The sequence below is a fragment of the Zoogloea sp. genome (assembly GCF_017302315.1).
Lineage (GTDB): Bacteria > Pseudomonadota > Gammaproteobacteria > Burkholderiales > Rhodocyclaceae > Zoogloea.
The window spans coordinates 1-23,639 of sequence record NZ_JAFLDT010000028.1; the positions used below are offsets into that span (position 1 = coordinate 1).

At 62.4% G+C, this 23,639-nt stretch carries 22 protein-coding genes; 18 read left to right on the forward strand and 4 right to left on the reverse strand.

Annotated elements, in window-relative coordinates:
• Window positions 1–1,135: 1,135 nt before the first annotated feature.
• From J0L98_RS10275 to J0L98_RS10305, 7 genes are all read left to right on the forward strand, one after another.
• A complete protein-coding gene (locus J0L98_RS10275; protein ID WP_296411686.1) occupies window positions 1,136–2,083 on the forward strand; it encodes a toll/interleukin-1 receptor domain-containing protein in 948 nt (315 codons plus the stop codon).
• 29 nt (window positions 2,084–2,112) lie between these two features.
• Window positions 2,113–2,367 carry a hypothetical protein gene (locus J0L98_RS10280; RefSeq protein ID WP_296411688.1) on the forward strand — a complete coding sequence of 85 codons (255 nt, stop codon included), beginning with the start codon at window positions 2,113–2,115 and terminating at the stop codon, window positions 2,365–2,367.
• A gap of 89 nt (window positions 2,368–2,456) precedes the next feature.
• Complete coding sequence (locus J0L98_RS10285; RefSeq protein ID WP_296411690.1) at window positions 2,457–3,356, forward strand: hypothetical protein; 900 nt, start codon at window positions 2,457–2,459, stop codon at window positions 3,354–3,356.
• A 341-nt stretch (window positions 3,357–3,697) separates the two neighbouring features.
• On the forward strand, window positions 3,698–4,399 hold the full coding sequence (locus J0L98_RS10290) for a restriction endonuclease (protein WP_296411691.1): 702 nt from the start codon (window positions 3,698–3,700) through the stop codon (window positions 4,397–4,399).
• Window positions 4,400–4,674: 275 nt separating this feature from the next.
• The gene (locus tag J0L98_RS10295; RefSeq protein ID WP_296411693.1) at window positions 4,675–5,208 is read left to right on the forward strand and encodes a hypothetical protein; all 534 of its coding nucleotides are present in this window, start codon (window positions 4,675–4,677) and stop codon (window positions 5,206–5,208) included.
• A gap of 204 nt (window positions 5,209–5,412) precedes the next feature.
• Complete coding sequence (locus J0L98_RS10300; RefSeq protein WP_296411694.1) at window positions 5,413–6,060, forward strand: DUF4433 domain-containing protein; 648 nt, start codon at window positions 5,413–5,415, stop codon at window positions 6,058–6,060.
• Window positions 6,057–7,160, forward strand: coding sequence for a macro domain-containing protein (locus J0L98_RS10305; protein WP_296411695.1), 1,104 nt, complete (start codon window positions 6,057–6,059; stop codon window positions 7,158–7,160). The genes J0L98_RS10300 and J0L98_RS10305 overlap by 4 nt, the downstream gene beginning before the upstream one ends.
• A 270-nt stretch (window positions 7,161–7,430) precedes the next feature.
• On the opposite strand, the gene J0L98_RS10310 is transcribed toward J0L98_RS10305, so the two are convergent.
• Window positions 7,431–8,681, reverse strand: a complete 1,251-nt coding sequence (locus tag J0L98_RS10310; protein ID WP_296411696.1) for a spore maturation protein — start codon at window positions 8,679–8,681, stop codon at window positions 7,431–7,433.
• A gap of 83 nt (window positions 8,682–8,764) precedes the next feature.
• The gene (locus J0L98_RS10315; RefSeq protein WP_296411697.1) at window positions 8,765–9,436 is read right to left on the reverse strand and encodes a L,D-transpeptidase family protein; all 672 of its coding nucleotides are present in this window, start codon (window positions 9,434–9,436) and stop codon (window positions 8,765–8,767) included.
• A 275-nt stretch (window positions 9,437–9,711) separates the two neighbouring features.
• Here J0L98_RS10315 and kdpF point away from each other — a divergent pair, with 275 nt between their 5' ends.
• From kdpF to kdpE, 11 genes are all read left to right on the forward strand, one after another.
• Complete coding sequence (gene kdpF, locus J0L98_RS10320) at window positions 9,712–9,804, forward strand: K(+)-transporting ATPase subunit F (RefSeq protein WP_296411698.1); 93 nt, start codon at window positions 9,712–9,714, stop codon at window positions 9,802–9,804.
• Window positions 9,801–11,597 carry a potassium-transporting ATPase subunit KdpA gene (kdpA, locus tag J0L98_RS10325; RefSeq protein ID WP_296411700.1) on the forward strand — a complete coding sequence of 599 codons (1,797 nt, stop codon included), beginning with the start codon at window positions 9,801–9,803 and terminating at the stop codon, window positions 11,595–11,597. The genes kdpF and kdpA overlap by 4 nt, the downstream gene beginning before the upstream one ends.
• A gap of 10 nt (window positions 11,598–11,607) precedes the next feature.
• Entirely contained in the window at window positions 11,608–13,686 is a 2,079-nt protein-coding gene (kdpB, locus tag J0L98_RS10330; RefSeq protein ID WP_296411701.1) for a potassium-transporting ATPase subunit KdpB, read from the forward strand.
• Between the two features lie 16 nt (window positions 13,687–13,702).
• Entirely contained in the window at window positions 13,703–14,278 is a 576-nt protein-coding gene (kdpC, locus tag J0L98_RS10335) for a potassium-transporting ATPase subunit KdpC (protein WP_296411703.1), read from the forward strand.
• A gap of 20 nt (window positions 14,279–14,298) precedes the next feature.
• Window positions 14,299–15,168, forward strand: a complete 870-nt coding sequence (locus tag J0L98_RS10340; protein ID WP_296411704.1) for a TorF family putative porin — start codon at window positions 14,299–14,301, stop codon at window positions 15,166–15,168.
• 21 nt (window positions 15,169–15,189) lie between these two features.
• Window positions 15,190–15,654: a PTS sugar transporter subunit IIA gene (locus J0L98_RS10345; RefSeq protein WP_296411706.1), complete on the forward strand. Its 465-nt coding sequence runs from the start codon at window positions 15,190–15,192 to the stop codon at window positions 15,652–15,654.
• Window positions 15,655–16,473 (forward strand): acetylglutamate kinase, encoded by an 819-nt coding sequence (argB, locus tag J0L98_RS10350; RefSeq protein WP_296411709.1) that lies wholly within the window; start codon window positions 15,655–15,657, stop codon window positions 16,471–16,473.
• The gene (locus J0L98_RS10355) at window positions 16,470–16,772 is read left to right on the forward strand and encodes a hypothetical protein (RefSeq protein WP_296411711.1); all 303 of its coding nucleotides are present in this window, start codon (window positions 16,470–16,472) and stop codon (window positions 16,770–16,772) included. Before argB ends, J0L98_RS10355 begins: the two co-directional genes overlap by 4 nt.
• Before the next feature lie 275 nt (window positions 16,773–17,047).
• A complete protein-coding gene (locus tag J0L98_RS10360; RefSeq protein WP_296411713.1) occupies window positions 17,048–18,682 on the forward strand; it encodes a CorA family divalent cation transporter in 1,635 nt (544 codons plus the stop codon).
• 2 nt (window positions 18,683–18,684) lie between these two features.
• Window positions 18,685–21,402: a two-component system sensor histidine kinase KdpD gene (gene kdpD / locus J0L98_RS10365; protein WP_296411715.1), complete on the forward strand. Its 2,718-nt coding sequence runs from the start codon at window positions 18,685–18,687 to the stop codon at window positions 21,400–21,402.
• A gap of 19 nt (window positions 21,403–21,421) precedes the next feature.
• Window positions 21,422–22,120: a two-component system response regulator KdpE gene (gene kdpE, locus J0L98_RS10370; RefSeq protein WP_296411717.1), complete on the forward strand. Its 699-nt coding sequence runs from the start codon at window positions 21,422–21,424 to the stop codon at window positions 22,118–22,120.
• 32 nt (window positions 22,121–22,152) lie between these two features.
• On the opposite strand, the gene J0L98_RS10375 is transcribed toward kdpE, so the two are convergent.
• Together J0L98_RS10375 and J0L98_RS10380 are read right to left on the reverse strand one after the other, a co-directional pair.
• On the reverse strand, window positions 22,153–22,752 hold the full coding sequence (locus tag J0L98_RS10375; protein WP_296411718.1) for a hypothetical protein: 600 nt from the start codon (window positions 22,750–22,752) through the stop codon (window positions 22,153–22,155).
• 91 nt (window positions 22,753–22,843) lie between these two features.
• The gene (locus tag J0L98_RS10380) at window positions 22,844–23,632 is read right to left on the reverse strand and encodes an exodeoxyribonuclease III (protein WP_296411720.1); all 789 of its coding nucleotides are present in this window, start codon (window positions 23,630–23,632) and stop codon (window positions 22,844–22,846) included.
• Window positions 23,633–23,639: the final 7 nt, after the last annotated feature.

Genomic DNA, 23,639 nt, shown 5'->3' on the forward strand with positions numbered 1-23,639 from the left:
TGGCTTGGTTCAACCATCATCGGCTGCTCGCGCCTATTGGCTACATGCCGCCGGCTGAAGCTGAGGCAAACTATTACCGCAGCCAAACCGGTCAGGCTGTGTTGGCCTGACTAAAACCAAACGGCCTCCTCGAAACCCGGGGCGATTCAATATGGTCAGCCGTCACCTCGTTCTAAGGCGCGTTGTCGGCTATAGCCGCCAGCCAACCCGCACCATCACGCGGGTCCGTCTGGCGGGTGTCACCGACCGGCACAATGGCGCCAGTTTCTCTCTGACGGAAGTCTCGACCTTGAGTGAACCGCCGCCCCCCTCCCCGGTTTGGCAGGACGAAACCGATGGCCCGCAGGCGTATCACAATGCATGCGAACCGCCAGGTTCTGATGCGTTTGCGGCAGGGCGATTCGGGACGTGAGATTGCGCGCTCCGGTTTGCAGAAAACCATCGACAACAGGCTGTAGGAGTCGAGCCTACTGTGGGATGGGAAAACCTGCCGGAGCCGGTGGATGGGTTGGGGGAGTGGAAGGTCGGCCGGGGGGTGTCGCGGTTATTCTTGGGGGGTGTGAATGTCGCGTTGTCGGCCGGAGCGGACGTTCCTATGCACTGCAGTATCATTCCACTCTGGACTACAAAGCAGCCATTGATACCGGGCTGTGCACTGACCCGGCCGTCTATAGCGGTAAGCACTCATATAGAGAGGGCTACGCTGTCCTGCTAAGTCAGCCAGTAGCACTACACAAACTACTCCATGTAGAAGCTGTATGCTTAAGGTATTCCTTGGTAGGGAGTAGAAAGGTCTACTCGATGATTATCGTAAGCATTGGGGCGGAACAGCGTTCGCTCCAAGACGCGACCCCGGTCTGGATCAATGAACAGGTACAACGGCGGCGCGCAGACGGACAGCCCATCTGTGCAAGAGTGTCAATCCAGCAAGGCGGGCTAAATATGAGTCTTGCCACACCCAACTGCACAAGCACACAAGGTGGCGGACGGCGACCAACCCCAGATGAGAACGACCTTTTGCGCTTTGGGCTGATCGGGGGCCCAATGACCCACATTTTTCTGGAGGCAACCTCGTCGCCTTCCTTACACAACTTCGGCGGCTCTTCGCCTGAACCCCTCTGGCCCGTGAATGACCATGGCAAAACTGTTTTTTTCATACTCCCATAAGGACGAGGATCTGCGCAACGAACTCGAAACTCATCTTGCGCTATTGAAACGCCAAGGAGTGATTTCGTCGTGGCACGACCGCCGGATTTCGGCCGGCAGCGACATCGACAAGACTATCGATGCCGAACTGGAATCATCGCAGATCATCTTGCTTCTGGTGAGTGCGCACTTCCTTGCATCCGACTACTGTTTTGAAAGGGAGATGGCTAGAGCGCTAGAGAAGCACAACGAAGGAAGTGCAACCGTCATTCCGGTCATACTTCACCCCTGTGATTGGCACTCGGCGCAGTTTGGTAAGCTCCGGGCCACGCCTACTGATGGCAAAGCAATTTCTATGTATGCCAATCGACACGAGGCCCTTGCCATCGTTGCTAGAGATGTTCGGGAAATAGCCACCAGCGTTTCGGCAATGGAGCCTCCATCGCGAGAAGCCCCACCACTAGAACGTCTTGATCTCAGATCAAGCCCGAAACCTCGCTCAAGTAACCTGAGGGTAAAGCGCAAGTTCGACGATCACGAGCGGGACGGATTCCTGGAAGACAGCTATGAATACATCGCTCGTTACTTCGATGGTTCATTGGAGGAACTAGCCGCAAGGAACCCGCAGCTGAAAACGCGTTTCAAGCGCCTCGATGCCACGAGCTTTACCGCTTCGATCTATAAGAACGGCCAACGGGTCGCACAATGCTCTGTGTGGTATGGAAGTGCCTTAGGTTCGTCCGGCATCGCCTATTCCCAATCCGCAGACGCCCCTCGCAACAGCCTCAATGAGTCGCTTTCCGTCGTAGATGATGGCTATGCCCTCCAACTCAAGCCGCTGGGCATGCAGCGTTACGGCGGCGATCGTGACAAGGCTTTATCTGAACAGGGTGCTGCGGAGTATTACTGGGAAATCCTTATCCGCCCTCTGCAGTAACCACCTGAGCACCATATTGAGCCAATGTCATGAAAATTAGCCCCAAGGTCGTCGACGAATTTATCCATCTTAAAAGACGGCACACGCGGCTTACACAAATTTTTTCCCGTTTCGTCGAGAGAGCGCAGTATTTCGTAGGTAAACACTCATCGCTCAAGGCGCTCAAACTGAAGGTTTCCGCGGACGGATACAACCTTGATGCCATTTTTGCTGGCATACACCTGCGCTTCCTGTTACTTCCAGGTTATGGCGAAGATGGGGCAGTGCGAGGCCGGGTCATGTAGATGTTCGCTTTCCGTTCGTTGCCGTTACCGTAAATGGATGTCCCGGCATTGAAGTCCTTCCACCTTTTTAAGCCCCTCTGGAGTAATGAATGCATCTTGGCGTTGAACGTAACTCCGGTCATATCTACGAGGGATACTCAGCACCTCAGTTTGCCGTCTGGCCTCGCCCCGCCATTACTTTAGCGACACTGATTGAATCTCCTAACGGCTGGAATAGGCTTCCTCGGAACATGAGCACCACGCCTTTTCCATGGCTGTTTAGGGAGGAGTCGTTCGATCCCGTGACCAGGATCCGACGTGGGCGTTTGTATGAGTCATGCACTGGGGCTCAACCGCAGATTGTTCCGGTCAGCGCACATCCATTCGATCACGAAGCTGTAAGAGAAATTGCCGCCAGTCGGCACCCAACAAAGAGCCTCTACACATACGGGCCATGCCAATCTATGGTTGCGCGGCCCGACCGCGGGTTCGGCACTGTTCTTGCCCTCGGAACAGGCCATGCAGCTTCGGCATGGAGAGCCATTCAGCTAGAGGTGCTGGTAGACGACGATATTCTGGTAACGCTGAAGGCGTTATCTGCCTTCGGAATATTGCCAGAAGTCGATTTTGGAGATCTTGCCGACGAGCTTCGCCTGCCTGTTCGGCGAGCCATTGACCGAGTTCTCGATGCTGCATTCCGTGAGTCCCCGATTTCCGTGGTCGATCACTGCCGCAATGCAGCCCAAGTGATTCTGTCGCGATGGATGGTTCATTCAGGCGCGAGCAACAGTTTGCTAGCCAAAGACCTCGGTGAGGTGTGCAAAGCAATCGAGCGTGATTTCAATAAATCAGCAGCGCGAGATGCAGCTAACATTGTTCGATTGCTACATTCTCGCGGGAAGGCCAATAAGCAAGAGACAGAACAACTTCGTCTAGCCGTAGAAGAGGATGCAACACTATCGATAGAGGCTCTCGGATTCCTTTTGCGTGAATTAGGTTGGGCAAAGTAGAGCGGTGCGGCGTGGCGCAGAGTCTCACGCCGACAGCTTCGATCTATGACGCTGAATCCCTTCCAGCGACAAGCAATTCGAAAACTGGACTTTCGGGGTCAGGTTGGCCGAGAGGTCGGCTGATAGTTGGAGAACTGCCAACTGCCGTTCATATGTCGCATGCCGAAAGACCGCTCTGGCCGATCAACGGTCTATCGAGTCGGGCAGATAATCGGCCGAAGCGGCCATTCCTAGGGTGGGCAGTTGCTGCTTTGCAAAAAATCCGGACGCGCACCCAATCGACTGCGACCTCTATTTTCGTAAGCTCAATTGCTTACTAATTAGATATCAGAATGACCGAAATGGCAAGACACAAAGTACCTCCGGTTAATTTTCGTATTCGAACCCATCCAAAATCGGCACGGCATGCCTATGAACTAATAGAACAAGCCGATACTGCTATGAAGAAGCTTTTTCTTGGAGAGGATTTATCGCAGCGGGAATGGAATTCACTTCTAGGCTCAGACTACCTCGAGCCGACACAAACCGAACGTAGGGAAGAAGGCGTTGAAGAATTTACTGAACAGCTTTACTCGGCCTCAACGCTACAGCTTGCAAGCGCGCATCCATTTATATACACAGACATCGAGACTGAAATTCTCGCTTACTTTGGACGGCACCCGGAATTGCTGTACTCGTTGCCGCCGCGAAAGTTCGAAGAACTGATTGCATCTGTGTTTCACAAAAACGGCTTCGATGTAGAACTAACGCCAGAGACGCGCGACGGTGGGATCGACATAATTGCAGTGCAGCGTGATGATTTGTGCGGCGGCAGTTTGAACTTGATTGAGTGCAAACGTTATCTTCCTCACAACACCGTGGGCATCGGCGTTGTTCAGCGTCTGTACGGTGTTGTTGAGCAGCACAAGGCGACAAAAGGAATCATTGTTACAACTTCCAGCTTCACTAAAGACGCAAAAGAGGCTGCGGAATTCTCTAAGCATCGACTTGTTCTTAACGATTACAGCAACTTGACGTCTTGGTTGAAAGCGTTTAGAAAATAGTCGTGACAAGCTTAGAGGTACGAGTACTCATTGAAGTGAGCGTCGTGATCTCATTCGGGTTGGAAGTCTTCACTTCTTCTTTAGTTTTATTGCAATCGCAATGAAGCCATAACTTGCCAAATGGGATTGCATTGGCAGGCGTGTCCGCTCAGCGGTGCGAAGCAGACGCTGCTCGCGAAGGCGTACAACGTCTGTTCCGGCCGAACAACCGCCCCCCACCACAAGCACAATACCCCCGCCACTCACCCCACCTGCCAACAATCCCCCAACCCACCATGGAAGCCCTCCAAGAAGTCATCGAGATCATCCTCCTGCTGATCAGCGTCATCAGCGCGGTGGCGGCGTATTTCCGTTTTCGGGGGCGCAGCTTCGGGGTGTCGGACATGCTGATCTTCGTGCCCCTGGCGGTGGCGGCGGATGTCGTCTGTTACCAGCTTTTCCAGGCAATGGCCGGGCCCCACGGCGAGTCGACGGCCTATGGGGCGCTGGCGGCGATGCTGGGCTTGTTCGGGCTGGCGCCGGTTGCGGCGGGGCTCAACATGGTCGCGGCGGCGGCGACGCTGGTCTGCATGCTGCGGCACGCTGCGGTGCGTTACGGCGTCTTGGCCCTTGCGCTTGTGGCGTGGGCCGCGCATCTTTTCCTGGGGCATCGCGACGAGATGTCGGCGCCCGGCGGGGCACTCAACGGCGACCGGGTGGCCGGGGAGAACTGGGCGCTGGAGTCCGGCGCGGCGAGCCGGGCGGAGTGTGACCGGCAATCCGCTATGCAGGCGTTTCGCGAGGGATGCTATTCGAAGCTGGGACGGTGATGGTGACACCGCGTGGCTGAGTGGCGTGATGCGGCTACGGTGGCGATCAAGGCTTGCGGAGTGCTTACTGCCCGCGCCCGGAAGCAGCGGGCCAGCCCTTCAAGTTATACTCCGCGCGATCTGGATGGGGTGAATACATCAGAAGCCTGATCGAAGATCAGTCCTTGATCAGGAGGTTGGCGATAACGACAGGATGTTCATCTGATGCTCTACACCAAGCTCAATCCGGAAAAGGCGCTGATCTGGCGTATCGTCCATCGTGACAACCTGCCCTGGATTCTCGACAACGGTCTGTACTGCGGCAACAGCGTGGTGAAGGCTCCGGATTGGATCAGCATCGGTAATCCGGAATTGATCGACAAACGCGCCAAGCATCCGGTGCCGCTACCTCCGGGGGGCTGGCTGAACGACTATGTGCCGTTCTACTTCACCCCTTTCTCGCCGATGCTGCGCAACATCCACACCGCGTGGGGTGGGATTCAGAAACGGTCGAACGAGGAGATCGTGATCCTTGTTTCCAGCTTGCCTCATATCGCCGCACTTGGCTTACCGTTCTTGTTCACCGACAGCCACGCCTACTACCAGTGGGCACGCTTCTATTCAGCGTTGGCAGATCTCGACAAGATCGACTGGCCGCTGTTGCAACGCCGCGACTTCAAGCGCGACCCGGAAGATCTGGCCAAGTTCGAGCGCTACCAGGCCGAGGCGCTGATTCACCAGCATGTGCCGGTGCAAGGCCTTCTGGGCCTGGTGTGCTACACCGAAGCAGTGAAACAGGGCATTGAAGGGGAGATTGCGGCCCGCCATCTGACACTACCGGTTCATGCACGTACAGAGTGGTATTTCTCATGATCACATTCACACAAGGCAATCTGCTCGAGGCCCGTGCCGAAGCACTGGTCAATACTGTCAACACCGTCGGGGTGATGGGCAAGGGCATTGCGCTGATGTTCAAGGAACGCTTTGCCGACAACTTCCGCCTGTATGCCGCCGCCTGCAAGGCAAAGGAAGTGCAGACCGGCAAGATGTTCGTCACTTCTGTGCATGAGCTCGATGGGCCGCGATGGATCGTCAACTTCCCCACCAAGCAGCACTGGCGCGCGCCTTCGCGCATGGAGTGGGTGGTCGAGGGTTTGCAGAGCTTGCGGCAGTTTCTGCTTGAGCATCAGGTCGCGTCGGTTGCCGTCCCGCCGCTGGGTGCGGGCAACGGGGGCTTGAACTGGCTCGACGTGCGCAAGGAGATCGAACGGGCCTTGGGGGATCTGGACGCGGAGATACTGGTGTTCGAACCAAGCACCCAGTATCAAAACGTGGCCAAGCATGCCGGCGTGGAGGTGCTGACCCCTGCGCGCGCGCTGATCGCGGAACTGGTGCGCCGTTACTGGGTGCTGGGCATGGAGTGCAGCCTGCTGGAGATCCAGAAGCTGGCGTGGTTTCTTGAACGCGCCATTGAGCACTTCAATCCGGGCAACAATCCGCTGGACCTACAGTTCGTGGCCCACAAGTACGGACCCTATGCGAATCGGCTGGATCACCTGCTGAACAATCTTGACGGTAGCTACCTGCATTGCGACAAGCGCATCAGCGACGCGGACCCGATGGATGTGATCTGGTTTGATGACGCGCGCAAGGCCTTCGTACAGGCTTATCTGAAGAGTGAGGGCAAGGCATACACGGAAGCCCTTGAGTTCACCACCGCCCTGATCGACGGCTTTGAGTCGCCCTTCGGCATGGAACTATTGGCCACCGTCGATTGGCTATTGGCCCGCGAAGGCGTGCCCCCCACGGTGCCTGCCCTGCGCGAGGGCTTGCGCCGCTGGCGCGGTGGACCCAATGCAGCCGAGCGCAAGAGCCGCTTGTTTGACGACCGGGCGCTGGGCATTGCCTTGGTGCGTTTAGGCACGCTCGCCGCACATTCACCAACCACACCACCGAAAGTCCCATCCCCCTGAGCAGGCCAATCCCCGGGGTGTCACGCAGACGACGGGCGCTTTCCTGGCTCTTGAGCATCAGGCTGATCTCCTCTTCCATCGCTTGGACGTGCCGCTCGATGTCCGCAAGGGCCAGCAGTTGATCGTCCACCAGCCGCACCATGACCGCCGGCACAGCGTCGTTGATCTCGGCGCGTTGCTGGGCCAGTTTTCGCAGGCCTGAGTGCCGACCTCGGGGCAGGGTCACGCCAAATTCGTAGAGCAGCCCGCGCAGGGCTGTCCGACGCCCTCTCACCCCCGGTAATAGAACAGGTAGCCCACCCCTATCGCCCCCACCAGCCCCACGGCGTCGGCGATCAGGCCGCAGGCTACGGCGTAGCGCGTTTTGGTGATGTTGACGCTGCCGAAGTACACCGCCAACACGTAGAAGGTGGTCTCCGTAGAGCCCTGGATGATGGCGGCGAGGCGGCCCTGGAAGGAGTCGACGCCGTAGGTGCTCATGACGTCCACCATCAGGCCGCGGGCGCCGCTGCCGCTGAGGGTCTTCATCAGCCCCACGGGCAGGGCCGGGACGAAGTCGGCGTTCATGCCCAGGGCCACGACGACGCTGCCGATGCCGCCCACAAGGTAGTCCATGCAGCCGCTGCTGCGGAACAGGGAGATGGCGGCGAGCATGGCGATCAGGTAGGGGATGATCTGCACGGCAACGCCGAAGCCTTCCTTGGCGCCGTCCACGAAGCTCTCGTAGACATCCACACCGCGCCAGGCGGCGACGCCGACGAAGAGGGCGATCAGCGAGACGATGATGCCGCTGCCGAGCAGGCCGATCATCTGCGCCATCTCGGCCGGCGGCAGCGGGGCGAGCCAGGCGTACAGCCCGCCCATGAGCAGGGCGAAGCCGCCCAGGAAGCCCAGCACCGGGGCAGACAGCAGGTTGATGCGCTGCCAGGTGGCCACGGCGATGAGCCCGGCACAGAAGGATATGAAGGTGCTCAGCAGGGTGGGCAGGAAGATGTCGGCGGCGTTGAAGCCAGTGAGCCCCTGCTGGAGGGCCATGCTCTGGCGGATGGCGATGACCGAGGTGGGGATCAGGGTGATGCCCGCGGTGTTGAGCACCAGGAACATGATCATCGGGTTACTGGCGGTGTCCTTTGCCGGGTTGATCTCCTGCAGTTCGCGCATGGCCTTGAGGCCCAGCGGAGTGGCGGCGTTGTCCAGCCCGAGCATGTTGGCGCTGACGTTCATGACGATGCTGCCGCTGGCGGGATGGCCAGGGGGAATGTCGGGGAAGACGCGCCGGAAGAAGGGCGCCACCAGCCGCCCGAAGAGCTGGATCAGCCCGCCCCGCTCGCCGATCTTCATGATGCCCAGCCACAGGCTCATCACCCCGACCAGGCCGATGGCGATGTCGAAGCCGGTCTTGGCGGTGTCGAAGAGGCCGGTGAGCAGGCGCGAGAAGATCTGCAGGTCGCCCTGGAGGGTCTGGACCAGGGCGGCGGAGAAGCCGACGAGAACAAGGGCGACCCAGATCCGGTTGAGCACGATGGGGGTGGGTCAGCCGCCGTGGGGCGCGCGACCGGGGAAGGATGGAAAGGCTGGAAGTCTATCGGCGCGGCCGGCGGGTGTCACCGCCGGGGCAAGCGCCATTCGGCCCGGCGGTGGGCGAACTCGGCCTGGGGCAGCTGCACCAGCAGCGGCGCCCGGGCGCCGTCCAGCCACAGGGCGATGTCGCGCATGGGCTCAAGGGCCATGGCGGTGCAGCCGGCGGTGGGGGTGACGGGCGATTCCCACACATGCAGGAAGATGCACGAACCCGCCCCCGGCTCCGGCGGCGTGCAGTTGTGGGCGACGACTGCGCCCAGTTCATAGCGCCTGTCCTGGCGCAGCATGTCTTCACACGAGGCCCAGTCGCGGGGCCGCGCCGACCCATCGACGATGCGGTTGTAGTGGGTCGAGGCCGGGTCGTCCACACACTTCAGATCCGGCCGGGCGCGGTGGTACGGCAGGCGTGGCGGTGCCGGCAGTGCGCTTGCTTCCGCGTAGCCGAACAGGGCGGTGATGGCGAACACGCCCGCCGGCGCCCGGCCATCGCCCTCACGTTTTTCAAGCCCGCCAGCGGTGGGATGCAGGCCACGCCCCCAGGCCATGCCACTACGCCCCAGGGCAACGGGTATTTCAGCGCCAACGGGCTGCCAAGCGTCTCCCGCCCGCCGTTCAAAGCACTGCAAGTGCCCGGACGGGGCATCCCAGCCTGGCGAGAGGCACAGCAGCAGCTGGGTGGTGGCGGGGGGAAGCATGGGGTGGGATGTCATGGCGGATGCTCGGGCTGATGCACCGGCGTGGGCCCGGCGGCCGCCGCATTTTCTCGCGACAGCGCCCATTTTTATAAGTCCTTTATCCGCCCTCCTTCCCTTTTTCGAATTTTTTGATGGCCCCTTCCCTAGCATGAAGGGGTCGAATAGTTCGATCCGAAAGGGAAATTCATGGATCTCGTTTATCTCGCCATCACCGCTGCTTTTCTGGCACTGGTGATCGGTCTCGCGCTTGGATGTGACCGTCTGGGAGGCCAAAAATGAGCTGGCCTTATGTCGTCGGCGCCATCTCGGCCGCCGCGCTGCTCGTCTATCTGCTGGTGGCGCTTCTCAAACCGGAGGACTTTTCATGACCTCCCATGCCTGGCTTCTTCTGGGGACTTTCCTGGCCGTATTGCTGTTGTCGGCCAAACCCCTCGGTCACTACATTGCCTACGTCATGGAGGGGCGCTTCCGCGGCGGGCAACGGGTTGAAAACATCCTGTATCGCCTGACCGGCGTGAAGGCCGACGAGGAGATGAGCGGCTTGCGCTATGCGCTGGCCCTTCTCCTGTTCAATGCCCTGGGTGTGGTGGCGGTCTACGCCCTGCAGCGTTTCCAGGCTGAGCTGCCCTTCAATCCGCAGCAGATGGGCGCCGTCACGCCGGATTCGGCCTTCAATACGGCCATCAGCTTCGTAACCAATACGAACTGGCAAGGCTATGCGGGCGAGTCGACCATGGGCTACCTGGTCCAGATGCTCGGCCTGACCGTGCAGAACTTCCTCTCTGCGGCAACAGGCATCGTCGTGGTGATTGCGCTGATCCGCGGCATCGCCCGTCACAGCGCCTCCACGCTCGGGAACGCCTGGGTGGATCTGACCCGGGCCACGCTGTACCTGCTGTTGCCGCTGTCCTTCCTGATGGCCGTGTTGCTGGTCGGCCAGGGGGTGATCCAGAACTTCGATGCCTATCGCGACGTGACGACAGTGGAAATCACCCGTTACGACGCGCCACGCCTCGACGCGGACGGGCAAGCCCTCAAGGACGATACGGGCGCGCCCCTCACCACGGCCGCCGAAACCCGCACCCAGACCCTGGCCATGGGGCCGGTGGCGTCCCAGGAAGCCATCAAGATGCTCGGCACCAACGGTGGCGGCTTCTTCAATGCCAATTCGGCCCACCCCTTCGAGAACCCCACGCCGCTCACCAATTTCATCCAGATGCTGGCGATCTTCCTGATCCCGGCCGCCCTGTGCGTGTCCTTCGGGCGGATGGTGGGCGATGAACGCCAGGGCTGGGCCGTACTCTCCGCCATGACCCTGATGTTCGTGTTCATGGCCTGGGCTGCCATGCACTTTGAGCAGCAGGGCAATCCGCTTGTGGCCGCGCTGGGCGTGGATCAGGGCGTCAGCACGCTGCAGTCGGGGGGCAACATGGAAGGCAAGGAGACCCGCTTCGGCATCGCCAGCTCGGCGCTCTTCGCGACGATCACCACGGCGGCCTCCTGCGGCGCGGTCAATGCCATGCACGACTCGTTCACGCCCCTCGGTGGCCTGGTGCCCCTGGCCAACATGCAGCTTGGCGAAGTGGTGTTTGGCGGCGTCGGCACGGGCCTCTACGGCATGCTGGTGTTTGCCATCCTGGCGGTCTTCATTGCCGGCCTGATGATCGGCCGTACCCCGGAGTATCTGGGCAAGAAGATCGAGGCCTACGAGATGAAGATGAGCTCCATCGCCATTCTCGTCACGCCCTTGCTGGTGCTGCTGGGCACGGCCATCGCGGTGATGAGCGAGGCAGGCCGCGCGGGCATCGCCAATCCGGGTGCCCATGGCTTCTCCGAGATCCTCTACGCCCTCACTTCGGCGGCCAACAACAATGGCAGTGCCTTCGCCGGCCTGTCCGCGAACACCCCTTTCTACAACGTGCTGCTGGGTATCGCCATGTGGTTCGGGCGATTCGGGGTGATCGTGCCGGTACTCGCGATGGCGGGTTCCCTTGCCGCCAAGAAGCGGATTCCGGCGGGTGCCGGAACGATGCCAACCCACGGCCCGCTATTTGTCACCCTGCTGATCGGCACGGTGTTGCTGGTGGGCTTGCTCAACTATGTCCCTTCCCTGGCTCTGGGGCCGGTGATCGAGCACCTGGTGCTGTGGATGGCGGCCTGAGGAGAAAGACATGAACAAGAAGACCTTTACTCTGTTTGACCCTGCCCTGGTCGTACCGGCGCTGCGCGAAGCCTTCCGCAAGCTCAGCCCGGCGGTGCAGTGGCGCAACCCCGTGATGTTCGTGGTGTACGTGGGCAGCATCCTGACCACCCTGCTGGCCATCCAGGCGCTGGGGGGCGAAGGTGAAGCGCCGGCCGCCTTCGTTGTCGCCATCACGGTGTGGCTGTGGTTCACGGTGCTGTTTGCCAATTTTGCGGAAGCGCTGGCCGAGGGCCGCAGCAAGGCCCAGGCCGCGTCGCTGCGCGGGCTCAAGAAGGAGACCTGGGCGAAGAAGCTGCAGGCGCCCCACTACGGTGCCCCCTGGCAGCTGGTGCAGGGCGGCGATCTGCGCAAGGGCGACCTTGTCGTGGTCGAGGCCGGCGACATCGGTCAGTCGGTCATTCCCGCCGACGGCGAAGTCATCGAGGGCGTGGCCTCGGTGGACGAATCGGCCATCACCGGCGAATCCGCTCCCGTCATCCGCGAGTCAGGCGGCGACTTCTCGGCAGTGACGGGCGGCACCCGCGTGCTGTCGGACTGGATCGTCGTGCGTGTCACCGCCAACCCCGGTGAGACCTTCGTCGATCGCATGATCGCCATGGTGGAAAACGCCAAGCGCCAGAAGACGCCCAACGAGATCGCGCTGACCATCCTGCTGGTGGCCCTGACCATCGTCTTCCTGGGCGTCACGGTGACGCTGCTGCCCTTCTCCCTGTTCAGCGTGGACGTATCCGGCGCCGGCAAGCCGGTCGGCATCACGGTGCTGGTGGCCCTGCTGGTGTGCCTGATCCCCACCACCATCGCGGGCCTGCTGTCAGCCATCGGCGTGGCCGGCATGAGCCGCATGATGCAGGCCAACGTGATCGCCACGTCGGGCAGGGCCGTGGAGGCAGCGGGCGACGTGGATGTGCTGCTGATGGACAAGACCGGCACGATCACCCTCGGCAACCGCCAGGCCTCGGCCTTTCTGCCGGCGGACGGCATCAGCGATGGGGAACTGGCCGATGCGGCCCAGCTCGCCTCCCTCGCCGATGAAACCCCCGAGGGCCGCAGCGTCGTCGTGCTCGCCAAACATAAATACGCGCTGCGCGAACGCGACATCCAGGCGATGGATGCCCACTTCATTCATTTTTCGGCCCAGACACGCATGAGTGGTGTGGATATCGGCACCCGACAGATCCGCAAGGGTGCCGCTGACGCGATCCACCGCCATGTGGAACGCCTCGGCGGGAGCTTCCCGGCCTCGGTCAGTGCCCGGGTCGACGAGGTGGCGCGCCGCGGCAGCACACCGCTGGTGGTGTCCGAGGGGAAGCGCGTGCTCGGGGTGATCGAGCTCAAGGACATCGTCAAGGGCGGCATCAAGGAGCGCTTTGCCGAACTGCGCCGGATGGGCATCAAGACCGTGATGGTGACGGGCGACAACCGCGTGACGGCCGCCGCCATCGCCGCCGAAGCCGGGGTGGACGACTTTCTGTCGGAAGCCACACCGGAGGCCAAGCTGGCATTGATCCGCCAGTACCAGGCCGAAGGCCGCCTGGTGGCGATGACCGGCGACGGCACCAACGATGCCCCGGCGCTGGCCCAGGCCGATGTGGCGGTCGCCATGAACACCGGCACCCAGGCCGCCAAGGAGGCCGGCAACATGGTGGACCTGGACTCCAACCCCACCAAGCTCATCGAGGTGGTGGAGACCGGCAAGCAGATGCTGATGACGCGCGGCTCGCTGACCACCTTCAGCATTGCCAACGACATCGCCAAGTATTTCGCCATCATCCCGGCCGCCTTCGTCGGCACCTATCCCCAGCTGGCGGCCCTCAACGTGATGGGGCTCAGCAGCCCGGGGTCGGCCATCCTCTCGGCGGTGATCTTCAATGCGCTGATCATCGTGTTCCTGATCCCCCTGGCACTCAAGGGCGTGCCCTATCGCCCTGTCGGGGCCGCCACGCTGCTACGTCGCAATCTGGCCATCTATGGCCTCGGCGGAATCCTGGTGCCCTTCGTCGGGATCAAGCTGATTGACCTCATCCTGGCCGCCACCGGCATGGCCTGAACCTGGAGACATGACCATGAAAACCCTCTTGCGTCCCGCCCTCAGCCTGTTCGTGCTGCTCAGCGCCATCACCGGTCTTGCCTATCCCCTGGCCGTCACCGGCATTGCCGGGGCAGTCTTCCCGGAACAGGCCGCCGGCAGCCTGATCCTCCAGGATGGCAAGCCCGTCGGATCGAGCCTGATCGGCCAGAACTTCAGTGACCCGAAGCACTTCTGGGGGCGCCCTTCCGCCACCGCCCCGCAGCCCTACAACGCAGCGGCGTCGTCCGGCTCCAACCAGGGCCCTCTCAACCCGGCCCTGGTGGACGCGGTGAAGGGCCGTGTCGAGGCACTGCGCGCCGCAGACCCGGGCAATACGGCGCCGATACCCGCGGACCTGGTGAGTGCATCCGCAAGCGGTCTCGACCCCCACATCAGTCCGGCCGCCGCCCTGTGGCAGGCGGGACGGGTAGCGAAAGCGCGTGGCCTGCCGGAGGCGCAGATCACGGCGCTGGTCGATGCCCATACCGAGGGTCGCCAGTGGGGGCTGCTCGGCGAAGCGCGGGTCAACGTACTGAAGCTCAACCTGGCGCTGGATGCGCTGAAGAACTGAATCCGGAGTCACGAAGAAACATGTCGAATACGATCCAACGCCTTGCCGTGCTGGCCCTGGCCGCCACCACTTTCCACTCCCCCGCCCACGCGCAGCAGGACGCGGAAGGGGCCCCCTCCCCGTCCTCGCTGACGGCCAATGCGGGGCTCTTCAGCAGCTACCGCTTCCGCGGGCTTGATCAGACCTTTGGCAAGCCGGCCGTGCAGGGTGGATTCGATTACACCCACGCATCCGGGCTGTACGCCGGCAACTGGAACTCCAATGTGAGCAGCGGCGCGGGCTATCCGGAGGGCAGCCTGGAGATGGACTTCTATGCCGGCTACAAGACCCGCGTGGGCGATGTCGGCCTGGATATGGGTGCGCTGTATTACCACTACCCCGGGACGCGGCTGGAGAACGCCTTTGCTGGCGTCAATCGACGCCACCCGGGCAAGGCCGCCAACGGCGGGGTCAATAACGGCGAGCTTTACCTCGCGGGGACATGGCGCTTCCTGACCCTGAAGTACTCGCATGCCGTCACGGACTATTTCTCGATGCCGGGCACCCGGGGAAGCGGCTACGTGGATCTCTCGGCCGCCCACGACCTGGGCAATGGCTATGTGCTCGGCGCACATGTCGGGCACCTGCTGCTGCGCGACTTCTCCTATCGCAATGCCGACGGATCGACCTACGACGGCCGTTACTCGGATTGGCGCGTCGGCGTCACCAAGGACATATCCGGCTGGATGGTGGGCGCCAGCTACGTGGACAGCGACGCTCAGGGACGCTGTGCCAATGGCGAGTTCTACTGTTTCAGCAGCAGCCTGCGCAGTGATGGCAGCGGGAGCGGTTCGCGCAGCCGCGATGCGGGCCGGGCGGTGATCGTCCTCTCGATCAGTCGAAGCTTCTGAGCGGGTGTGGAGGAAATGACCATGATCTCGATTGCCGACATCCTGCTTCCGGAAGACATTCTGCTTGATCTGGAGGTCAGCGGCGCCGCAGGGCTTTTCGATGAGGTGGGCCAGACCATGCAGCGCTGGCACGGGCTGCCCCGTGTGGTGGTTGCCGAGGCACTGGCGCAACGGGAGGCCTTTGGTTCCACAGCGCTCGGCCTGGGGGTGGCGATTCCCCACGGTCGAATCAAGGGGCTGAACCAGAGCCACGCAGCTTACGTGAGGCCCCGACGTCCCATGCCCTTCCAGTCACCCGATGGCAAGCCCGTGTCGGACTTCATCGTGCTCGTTCTTCCCGAGCGCGCCACGGACACACACCTGGGGATTCTCGCCAGTGTATCCAGCCTCTTCACCGACCCACGCTTTCGCGATGCGCTGCACGCCTGCGATGACCCCTACGCAATCCAGGCGCTGTTCCGGTCCTGGCTGGCGGCCGCAGCGTGAATGGAGCATCAGGACATGGATGCAGCACCATCGCTCAACGCGCTCGGCAGGGAACAGGCCCGGGTTCTTGCCGAAGCGCTTCCCTATATCCACGCGTACCACGGCAAGACCTTTGTCATCGATTATGAGCGCAGCATCGCCGGACGGCCTGTTGCGTGGAACAGCATGGGGCGCGATCTGGCCTTGCTCAGCCTCATCGGGCTTCGGCTGATTGTCGTTCACCGAGGTGGTGCGCTCAACGCGGAACTGGTCAGCTTGATCAATCGCCATGGTGGCCGGGCAGTCGGCCTTACCGGTGTGGATGGTGGCTTCCTGAAGCTGGGTGCAGCGCCCATGCGGGAGCACTGCCCCGCTGGCATCGAAATTACCGGGGTCGACGCCACACTGCTCCAGATGCACTTCGCCAGGGGCTTCCTGCCTGTCATTCGTCCTTTGGCGTCAGCACCGGATGGCCAGGTGTGTCCCGTCGATGGGGGGCAGGTGGCAGCGGCCATCGCTGCGCACCTGAGGGCTTCAAAGCTGATCATCATGCGGGACTCGGCAGGCCTTGAAGACGCCGAAGGGCACGTCGTTCATCGCCTGTCAGCCGCCGAAGCAGAGGCGCTGGGAGCCGATCACAGCAACGCGAATTTCGTTCGCGCGCTGCGATCGGGTGTAGGGGCTGTGCATGTCGTCGACGCACGGCGTCCCGATGTGCTGCTGCTTGAAGTACTGACCTGCGAAAGCCGGGGTAGCTTGGTTCTGCCAGACGGCATTGCCGGAGTGGTCGCCAGGAGTGCGCAATATCTGTCACCCGATGAGAGAGGAGATGAAACGTGAGTCCTGCTGATTTATGCGTTGGAGTCGTCGCATGCAAGAACACCTGTGAGGTGGCCACCCTTGATGCTTCGGGCGCACCCGAGCACGTCGGCTTTCCGGTGTCTCCTTTGGGGCGTGCGGCCTTGCGGGTCTTCCTGGCCGGCCAGAGCCGCCCCTTGCGCCTCGCGGTTTCCGGCGATGCTGCGATGGGTCTGGCCTTCGCCGTGGGCCCCGCCGAGAGGTGCAATATCTATATCGTGGCCCGTGGCGTGGCGGACCATCCGGTCGCCCTGGCGCGTTATGCCTCGCGGGCCGTGTAACGCATGCCCATCCATGTGTGTCCCGTATGTGGTGCCCGGCATGAAGTCTCGGTGGTACTCCACCGTCTTGCCTGCGGGTATGCGCTGACATGCTCACCAAAATGCAAGGTGGCACTGGCGACGCTCGCCCGCCAGCGCACACTTGCCGCAATGGCTGAATCCGCGGACCTCCGCCGCAGGAAAAGCGCCATGGGGGAAGACTAGCGCATGATGTCCGGGCACGATGCCGTGCAACGGAATTTCGCGCATCCCGCGCCGTAGAGAAGAGGAGACGCATGCTTTCACAACCAGACCAGGTCGTTCGTCACTTCCGGGATGTACTGGTATGGCCGGTTCAGATCCGGCCTGGCTTCTCGGGTGAAAACGTCGCCCGCATTCATCATCTGATGACCGCCGACGGCCAGTGGGCACCGATTGACGATGAGTTCACCACCGATCCAGCAGATTTTCAGGAGCGCCACTACAAGGAGTTCGTGGCCTTTCTGCCCTACGTACAGCGCTTTCTTTATGGCGACAGCCGTTCAGGCGGCTTTGACGGGCAAGCGCACCAGGCTGCACCGATGGCCGTATTCCGGCGCACCGACGTAGCCGGCCTGAACGTTACCCCTCAAGCCGGCGATGTGCCGATCCACCTGCGTGTGGCGCACGTGGATCTGTACCTGTTCCTGGACATGGATGTGGCCCTTCTCAATGTGGAGGTTGCCGCCGACGATCTGCCCCTCGCCACCGCGCTGGAACTGCTCTACCGCTTCGGGCGGGCCTACCCGACGGGCTGGGATAGCGGCGGGCAGGGCGTGCACAACGTGCATCGCTCGGAGTTGCTGGACCGGCAGGGGCGGGTGCTCGCCACCTCTGACTCCGAAAACCGGGAGCGTTATCTGCATTTCGTGTGCAGACACAGGGCGCCCTGCGTCGGCGCCCTGTGGGCCTGGCTGCTGCGGCCGCTGGTACTCGATCAGGAGGAGGCGGTCAGCGAACTGCGTTTCCGGCTGATCGAGTACTACCGGATGCCCATGATGGCCTACCTGGCCCTCGACGACCCCCGCAGCCTGAGCCGGGAGGATTTCATCCGCATCGGCTTCGCCGCCAACCTGCCGTCCCGTGATCCCGTGCCCCTGCGCGATCCGGCGGTGGTCCGCTTCGAACGACTGCACTGCGAGGATCGCTACTGGACCGGGTCGGATGGCGGGCCCAACACCCGCTTCATCTGCACGGGTAACGCGCTGATGCTGGTGGGCGAAGCCGGATCGGACTACTTCCGTGATGCGGACCATGGCTTTCTGGCCCGCTTCCGGCACCAGTACTTCCTCGTTTTCCTGATCGCCCATTTCCACCGCGCCGCCCTCCTCTCCTTTTCCGACGGGCTGGCCAGTGCGGTCAATGACCTTGATATTCGCGACAGTGAATCGGTACGCCGCTTCAAGCGGCGCATCCGTCAGTCCTTCGAGACCTTCCTGCGCTTCACCCATCGTTACTGGTTTCACGAGGTCTCCGAGCAGGGTCTGGTGCAGGCACTCTTTCAGCGCACCACGCGCCTGCTGCGCAATGACGAGCTGTTCTCCGACGTGAAGGAGCAGGTCCGCGAGATGAGCGCCTACCTGGACAGCGACAGCCAGCGGCGCCAGTCGGCTACCGTGCTGCGACTCACCGTGGTGACCATCTTCGGCCTGATTGCCACCGTGGTGACCGGCTATTTCGGGATGAACCTGTTCAACTTCCCGGAGGTGCCGGAGTCACGCAAGCTGCTGCAGTTCAGCCTAGTGACGGGCGCCACCCTGGGCCTTGTGCTGTTTGCGGTTGCCCGCTCCAAGCGGCTCTCGGATTTCCTGGAAGCCATGTCCGACGAGCGTCTCGATCTCCGGGCCAAGTGGACCTCCCTGGCCCGTGTGTTCAGGAAACCGGAGGAATAGGCATGGCCCTCGGTGAAAACCCCGGCAAGGGTCGCCCCGACCCCGACGAGCTGCTCGCGCGGGTGCAGCAGGATGAGGCGCGCGCCGGCCGCGGGCGTTTGAAGATCTTCTTCGGCGCCTCCGCCGGCGTCGGCAAGACATGCGCCATGCTCGCGGCGGCGCGCCAGCAACTCATCCAGGGCGTTGATGTGGTCATCGGCGTGGTCGAAACCCATGGGCGCATGGAAACCGAGGCGATGGCCGACGGTATCGAGCGCCTCGCGATGGTGGAGGTGCCCTACCGGGGGCGCATGCTGGCCGAATTCGATCTGGATCGGGCCCTGGCGCGCAAACCGGCCCTCATCCTGATGGACGAGCTGGCCCATTCCAATGTCGCGGGCTCGCGCCACCCCAAGCGCTGGCACGACGTGGAAGAACTGCTTGCGGCCGGCATCGACGTGTATTCCACCGTCAATGTGCAGCACCTGGAGAGCCTCAACGACGTGGTCAGCGGCATCACCGGCATTCGCGTCTGGGAGACGGTGCCGGACAAGGTCTTCGATGATGCCGACGAGGTCGTTCTGGTGGACCTGCCGCCGGATGAGCTGCTGGAGCGCCTTCGGGACGGCAAGGTCTATCTGCCCAATCAGGCGGAACGGGCGATCCGCAACTTCTTCCGCAAGGGCAACCTGCTGGCGCTGCGCGAACTGGCCCTGCGCCGTACTGCCGACCGGGTGGATGATGATGTGCAGCAGTACCGGCGCGATCGACTGGTGTCCCCCGTCTGGCAGACCCAGGACTCGCTGCTGGCCTGTATCGGCCCCGGCGCAGGGAGCGAGAAGATCGTGCGTACCGCTGCGCGCATTGCCGGGCGCCTCGAAGCGCCCTGGCACGCGATCCATGTGGAGACTCCGGATCGCCAGCGCCTGTCGGCCGGCAGCCGGGACCGCATCCTGAAGACACTCAAGCTGGCCGAGGAGCTTGGCGCGACCACCGCGACCGTCGCCGGCACGAAGGTCGAAGAAGAGGCAGTGCATTACGCCCGCACCCACAACCTCTCCCGGATCATGGTCGGCCGGGACGAGCCCTCGCCCTGGCGTGCCTGGAAGCGCTCAGTGGCCGACCGGATCGGACAGCGCGCTCCGGATCTGGATGTCATCCAGGTGGCGCGCGCAGAGGGGCATGCTCCCGCCACCGAAGACCTTTCACAACGGCCCGCAGGCCAGCTCGCGGCCGACTGGCGCGCCTACGCCTTGACCGTCGTGGTCTGTGGCCTGGCCGGGCTGCTTGCCACCCCGCTGCATCCGCTGTTTGATCTGGCCAACATTGTCATGGTCTTCCTGCTCGGGGTCGTGTTCGTGGCGGTGCGCTTCGGCCGCGGCCCTGCCGTGATGGCATCGTTTTTATGTGTGGCCATCTTCGACTTCTTCTTCGTCCCGCCACGGATGTCCTTCGCGGTCAGCGACGTTCAGTACCTGATGACCTTCGCCGTGATGCTGGTCGTGGGCCTGGTGGTGGGCCAGCTTACCGCCGGGTACAAATATCAGGCGTATGTCGCAGGTAGCCGGGAGAGCCGTGTCCGGGCGCTCTACGAAATGTCGCGAGACCTGTCAGCAGCCTTGCTGCCGGAGCAGATTGCCGAGATTGGCGAGCGCTTTCTGGTGGCAGAGATGGGTGCCCGCTCGGCCTTCCTGCTCACCGACGACGCCGACCACCTGCAAGCCCCCATCTTTGCCTCTGCGGGGCTGCCCGAGATCGATCCCGGCATTGCCCAGTGGGCCTTCGACCACGCCGAGCCCGCCGGCCAGGGGACCGACACGCTGCCCGCCAGCCCTGTCCTTTACCTGCCCCTCAAGGCCCCCATGCGCCTGCGTGGCGTGCTGGCCCTGGAGATGCGCAATCCGGCACGTCTGCTCATTCCGGAGCAGCGACGTCTGCTGGAGACCTTCGCGTCGCTGATCGCCATTGCCCTGGAACGGGTTCATTACGTCGTCGTGGCCCAGGAGAGCACCGTCCAGATGGAGTCGGAGCGCCTGCGCAACTCCCTGCTTTCCGCCATTTCCCATGATCTGCGCACACCATTGAGCGTGATGATCGGGCTGGCGGACTCCATGTTCCTGACCCAACCGCCGCCCACCGACGCCCAGGCCGCCATCTCCCGGAAGCTGCGGGAGCAGGCTTTACGGATCAACGCCCAGGTGGACAACCTGCTCGACATGGCCCGCCTGCAGGCAGGCCGGATTCAACTGAACCGTCAATGGCAACCCATCGAGGAGGTGGTCGGCAGTGCGCTCAAGAGCCTGCGGCCAGTGCTTGGCACGCATCAGGTCAGGGTGGAGCTTGACGAGGACCTGCCTCTGATCGAGGTGGATTCGGTTCTGATGCAGCGGGTGTTCTGCAATCTGCTTGAGAATGCGCTGAAATACACGCCGTCGGGCAGCCATATCTGGATCCGGGCGATCACGACGGATCGCACGATGGAGGTACGCCTGGAGGACGACGGCCCGGGCCTGCCACCCGGTCGTGAGGAAGCGATATTCAAGAAATTCGAACGGGGGATGCCCGAGGGCAGTACGCCCGGAGTCGGTCTGGGGCTGGCGATCTGTCGTGCCATCGTTGAAGCCCATGGCGGCGCGATCCATGCACGGCAACGCCCCGGTGGCGGAGCCTGCTTCATCTTCACCCTGCCCCTGGGCTCCCCCCCGACACTTGAGACCGATGAAGCCGACACGGCACCATGAAGGTCTGAGAGGAAACACCATGTCTCACTCAATGCCGACGGTCATTGTCGTCGAGGACGAAGCCAACCTGCGCCGCTTCGTACGCCTGGCACTGGAAGCCGAAGGCTGCGAGGTCTTCGAAGCCGACTCGGTCAAACGCGGCCTCATCGAGACGGGAACGCGGAAACCCGACCTCCTGGTGCTTGATCTCGGGCTGCCGGATGGCGATGGGATCGACCTGATCCGGGAACTCCGCACCTGGTCGGAGATTCCGATCATTGTCCTGTCCGCCCGCACCGCCGAAGCCGAGAAGGTCGCCGCGCTCGATGCGGGTGCCGACGACTACCTCACCAAACCGTTCGGATCGGCGGAGCTGCTGGCGCGCATACGGGCCCATCTGCGGCGACGCCAGCGCGCGGGCGCCGACGGGCCCAGCCTGCTGACATTCGGCTCGATCCAGGTTGACCTGGGCCGGCGACTGGTCGAGAAGAACGGGCAATCGCTCCACCTGACCCCGATCGAGTTTCGTCTGCTGGCCTATCTGCTGGCCAATCCCGATTGCGTGTTGACCCATCGACAACTGCTCAAGGCCGTGTGGGGGCCTACCCATGCGGAGGACAGCCACTATGTCCGCGTCTACATGGGACACCTGCGCAAGAAGCTCGAAGCCGACCCCGCCAACCCGGACCATATCGTGACCGAACCCGGTATCGGCTATCGGTTTGTTGCCGAGCCCTGACACGCACGCCCCGGCCCTCGCGACAGGGCGCATCAGAACTTCTGCACGAACTCCACGATGTAGGCATCACTGGCGTGGCGGCCGGTGCTGGCGTCCCAGTTGCGCACGAAGCGGAACTCGATCTCCGACGCCTTGCCGAGATCGAAACTGGGGCCGATGCGGAACTTGTTGACGTCATGGCCCGGCGTGCCGTCCACCGCGCGCACGGCGCGAAAGCCCATCATCATCTCCAGGTCATCGAAGGCGTACTTGAGGCTGGGTTCAAGGTAGGCGTAGGTGTAGCTCTCATTGCCGTTGAGGGCGCGGCCTAGCAGGCCACGCAGGACCAGGCGGGTACGCTCGTTCAGGGCAACGTCCTTGCGCAGACGGATACCCAGCTTGCCGGCCCGGTCGGTGACACGGCCGGCCTCCCGCTCCTGCTCTGATTCGATGAGCAGCTCGGTCATGGTCAGCCAACCCGAGCGCCATTTGATGCCGGGAATCAGCGTGAGCGCGTCTGCTCGCTCACGGCCGTCCGCGGCTTTTTCGTACTCGTACTCGACGCCCAACCGAAGCTGGCCGTCGAGAGACGACGGGCTGTCGGCCTGCACCGATCCCAGGCCCAGCACGATCGTCCCTGCGCCACCAGCCATGCACCGGCGAGCTCTGCGGGCAAGGGTCTTTCCGGTAGGCAGGCATGGGGAACAGGCGCGACAAAGTGCCGCACGGCAGCGGCGGCGCAGATCAGGCGTCAAAGGGATGCTCGTAATCCACCGTCAGCGGCGCGTGATCGCTGAAGCGCTCATCCTTATACACCGTGGCGCTGCGGGCCAGCGTACCGACGCCGGGGGTGGCGAGCTGATAGTCGAGACGCCAGCCCACGTTCTTGGCCCAGGCCTGGCCCCGGTTCGACCACCATGTGTAGCAGGCGTCGGTGGCATCGGGGTGCAGGCTGCGGTAAGTGTCCACCCAACCCTGTTCCGTCAGCAGGCGTCCGAACCAGGCACGCTCTTCGGGCAGGAAGCCCGAGTTCTTCTGATTTGAACGCCAGTTCTTGAGATCGATGGCCTGATGGGCGATATTCCAGTCACCGCAGATAATCACTTCACGGCCACTCTCACGCAGAGCAGCCATGTGGGGCAGGAACAGATCCATGAAGCGGAACTTTGCAGCCTGGCGTTCCTCCGAGCTGGAGCCGGAGGGCAAGTAGAGGGAAACGACCGACAGGGAGCCAAAATCCAGCTGCAGATAGCGACCTTCGGCGTCGAACTCCTCGTTACCAAGGCCCTCGATGACGCGATCAGGGGGCCGGCGGGTGTAGATTCCCACCCCGCTGTAGCCCTTCTTCACCGCACAATGAAAGTATCCGGTATATATGCCGGGTTTACGCATATCCGGTGAAAGGTCGTCGATCTGGGCCTTCAACTCCTGGACGCAGACCAGATCGGCATCCTGCTTGTTGAGCCAGTTGAGGAAACCCTTCACGTTTGCGGAGCGGATGCCGTTGAGGTTGGCGGAAACAACGCGTAACATTTTTAGA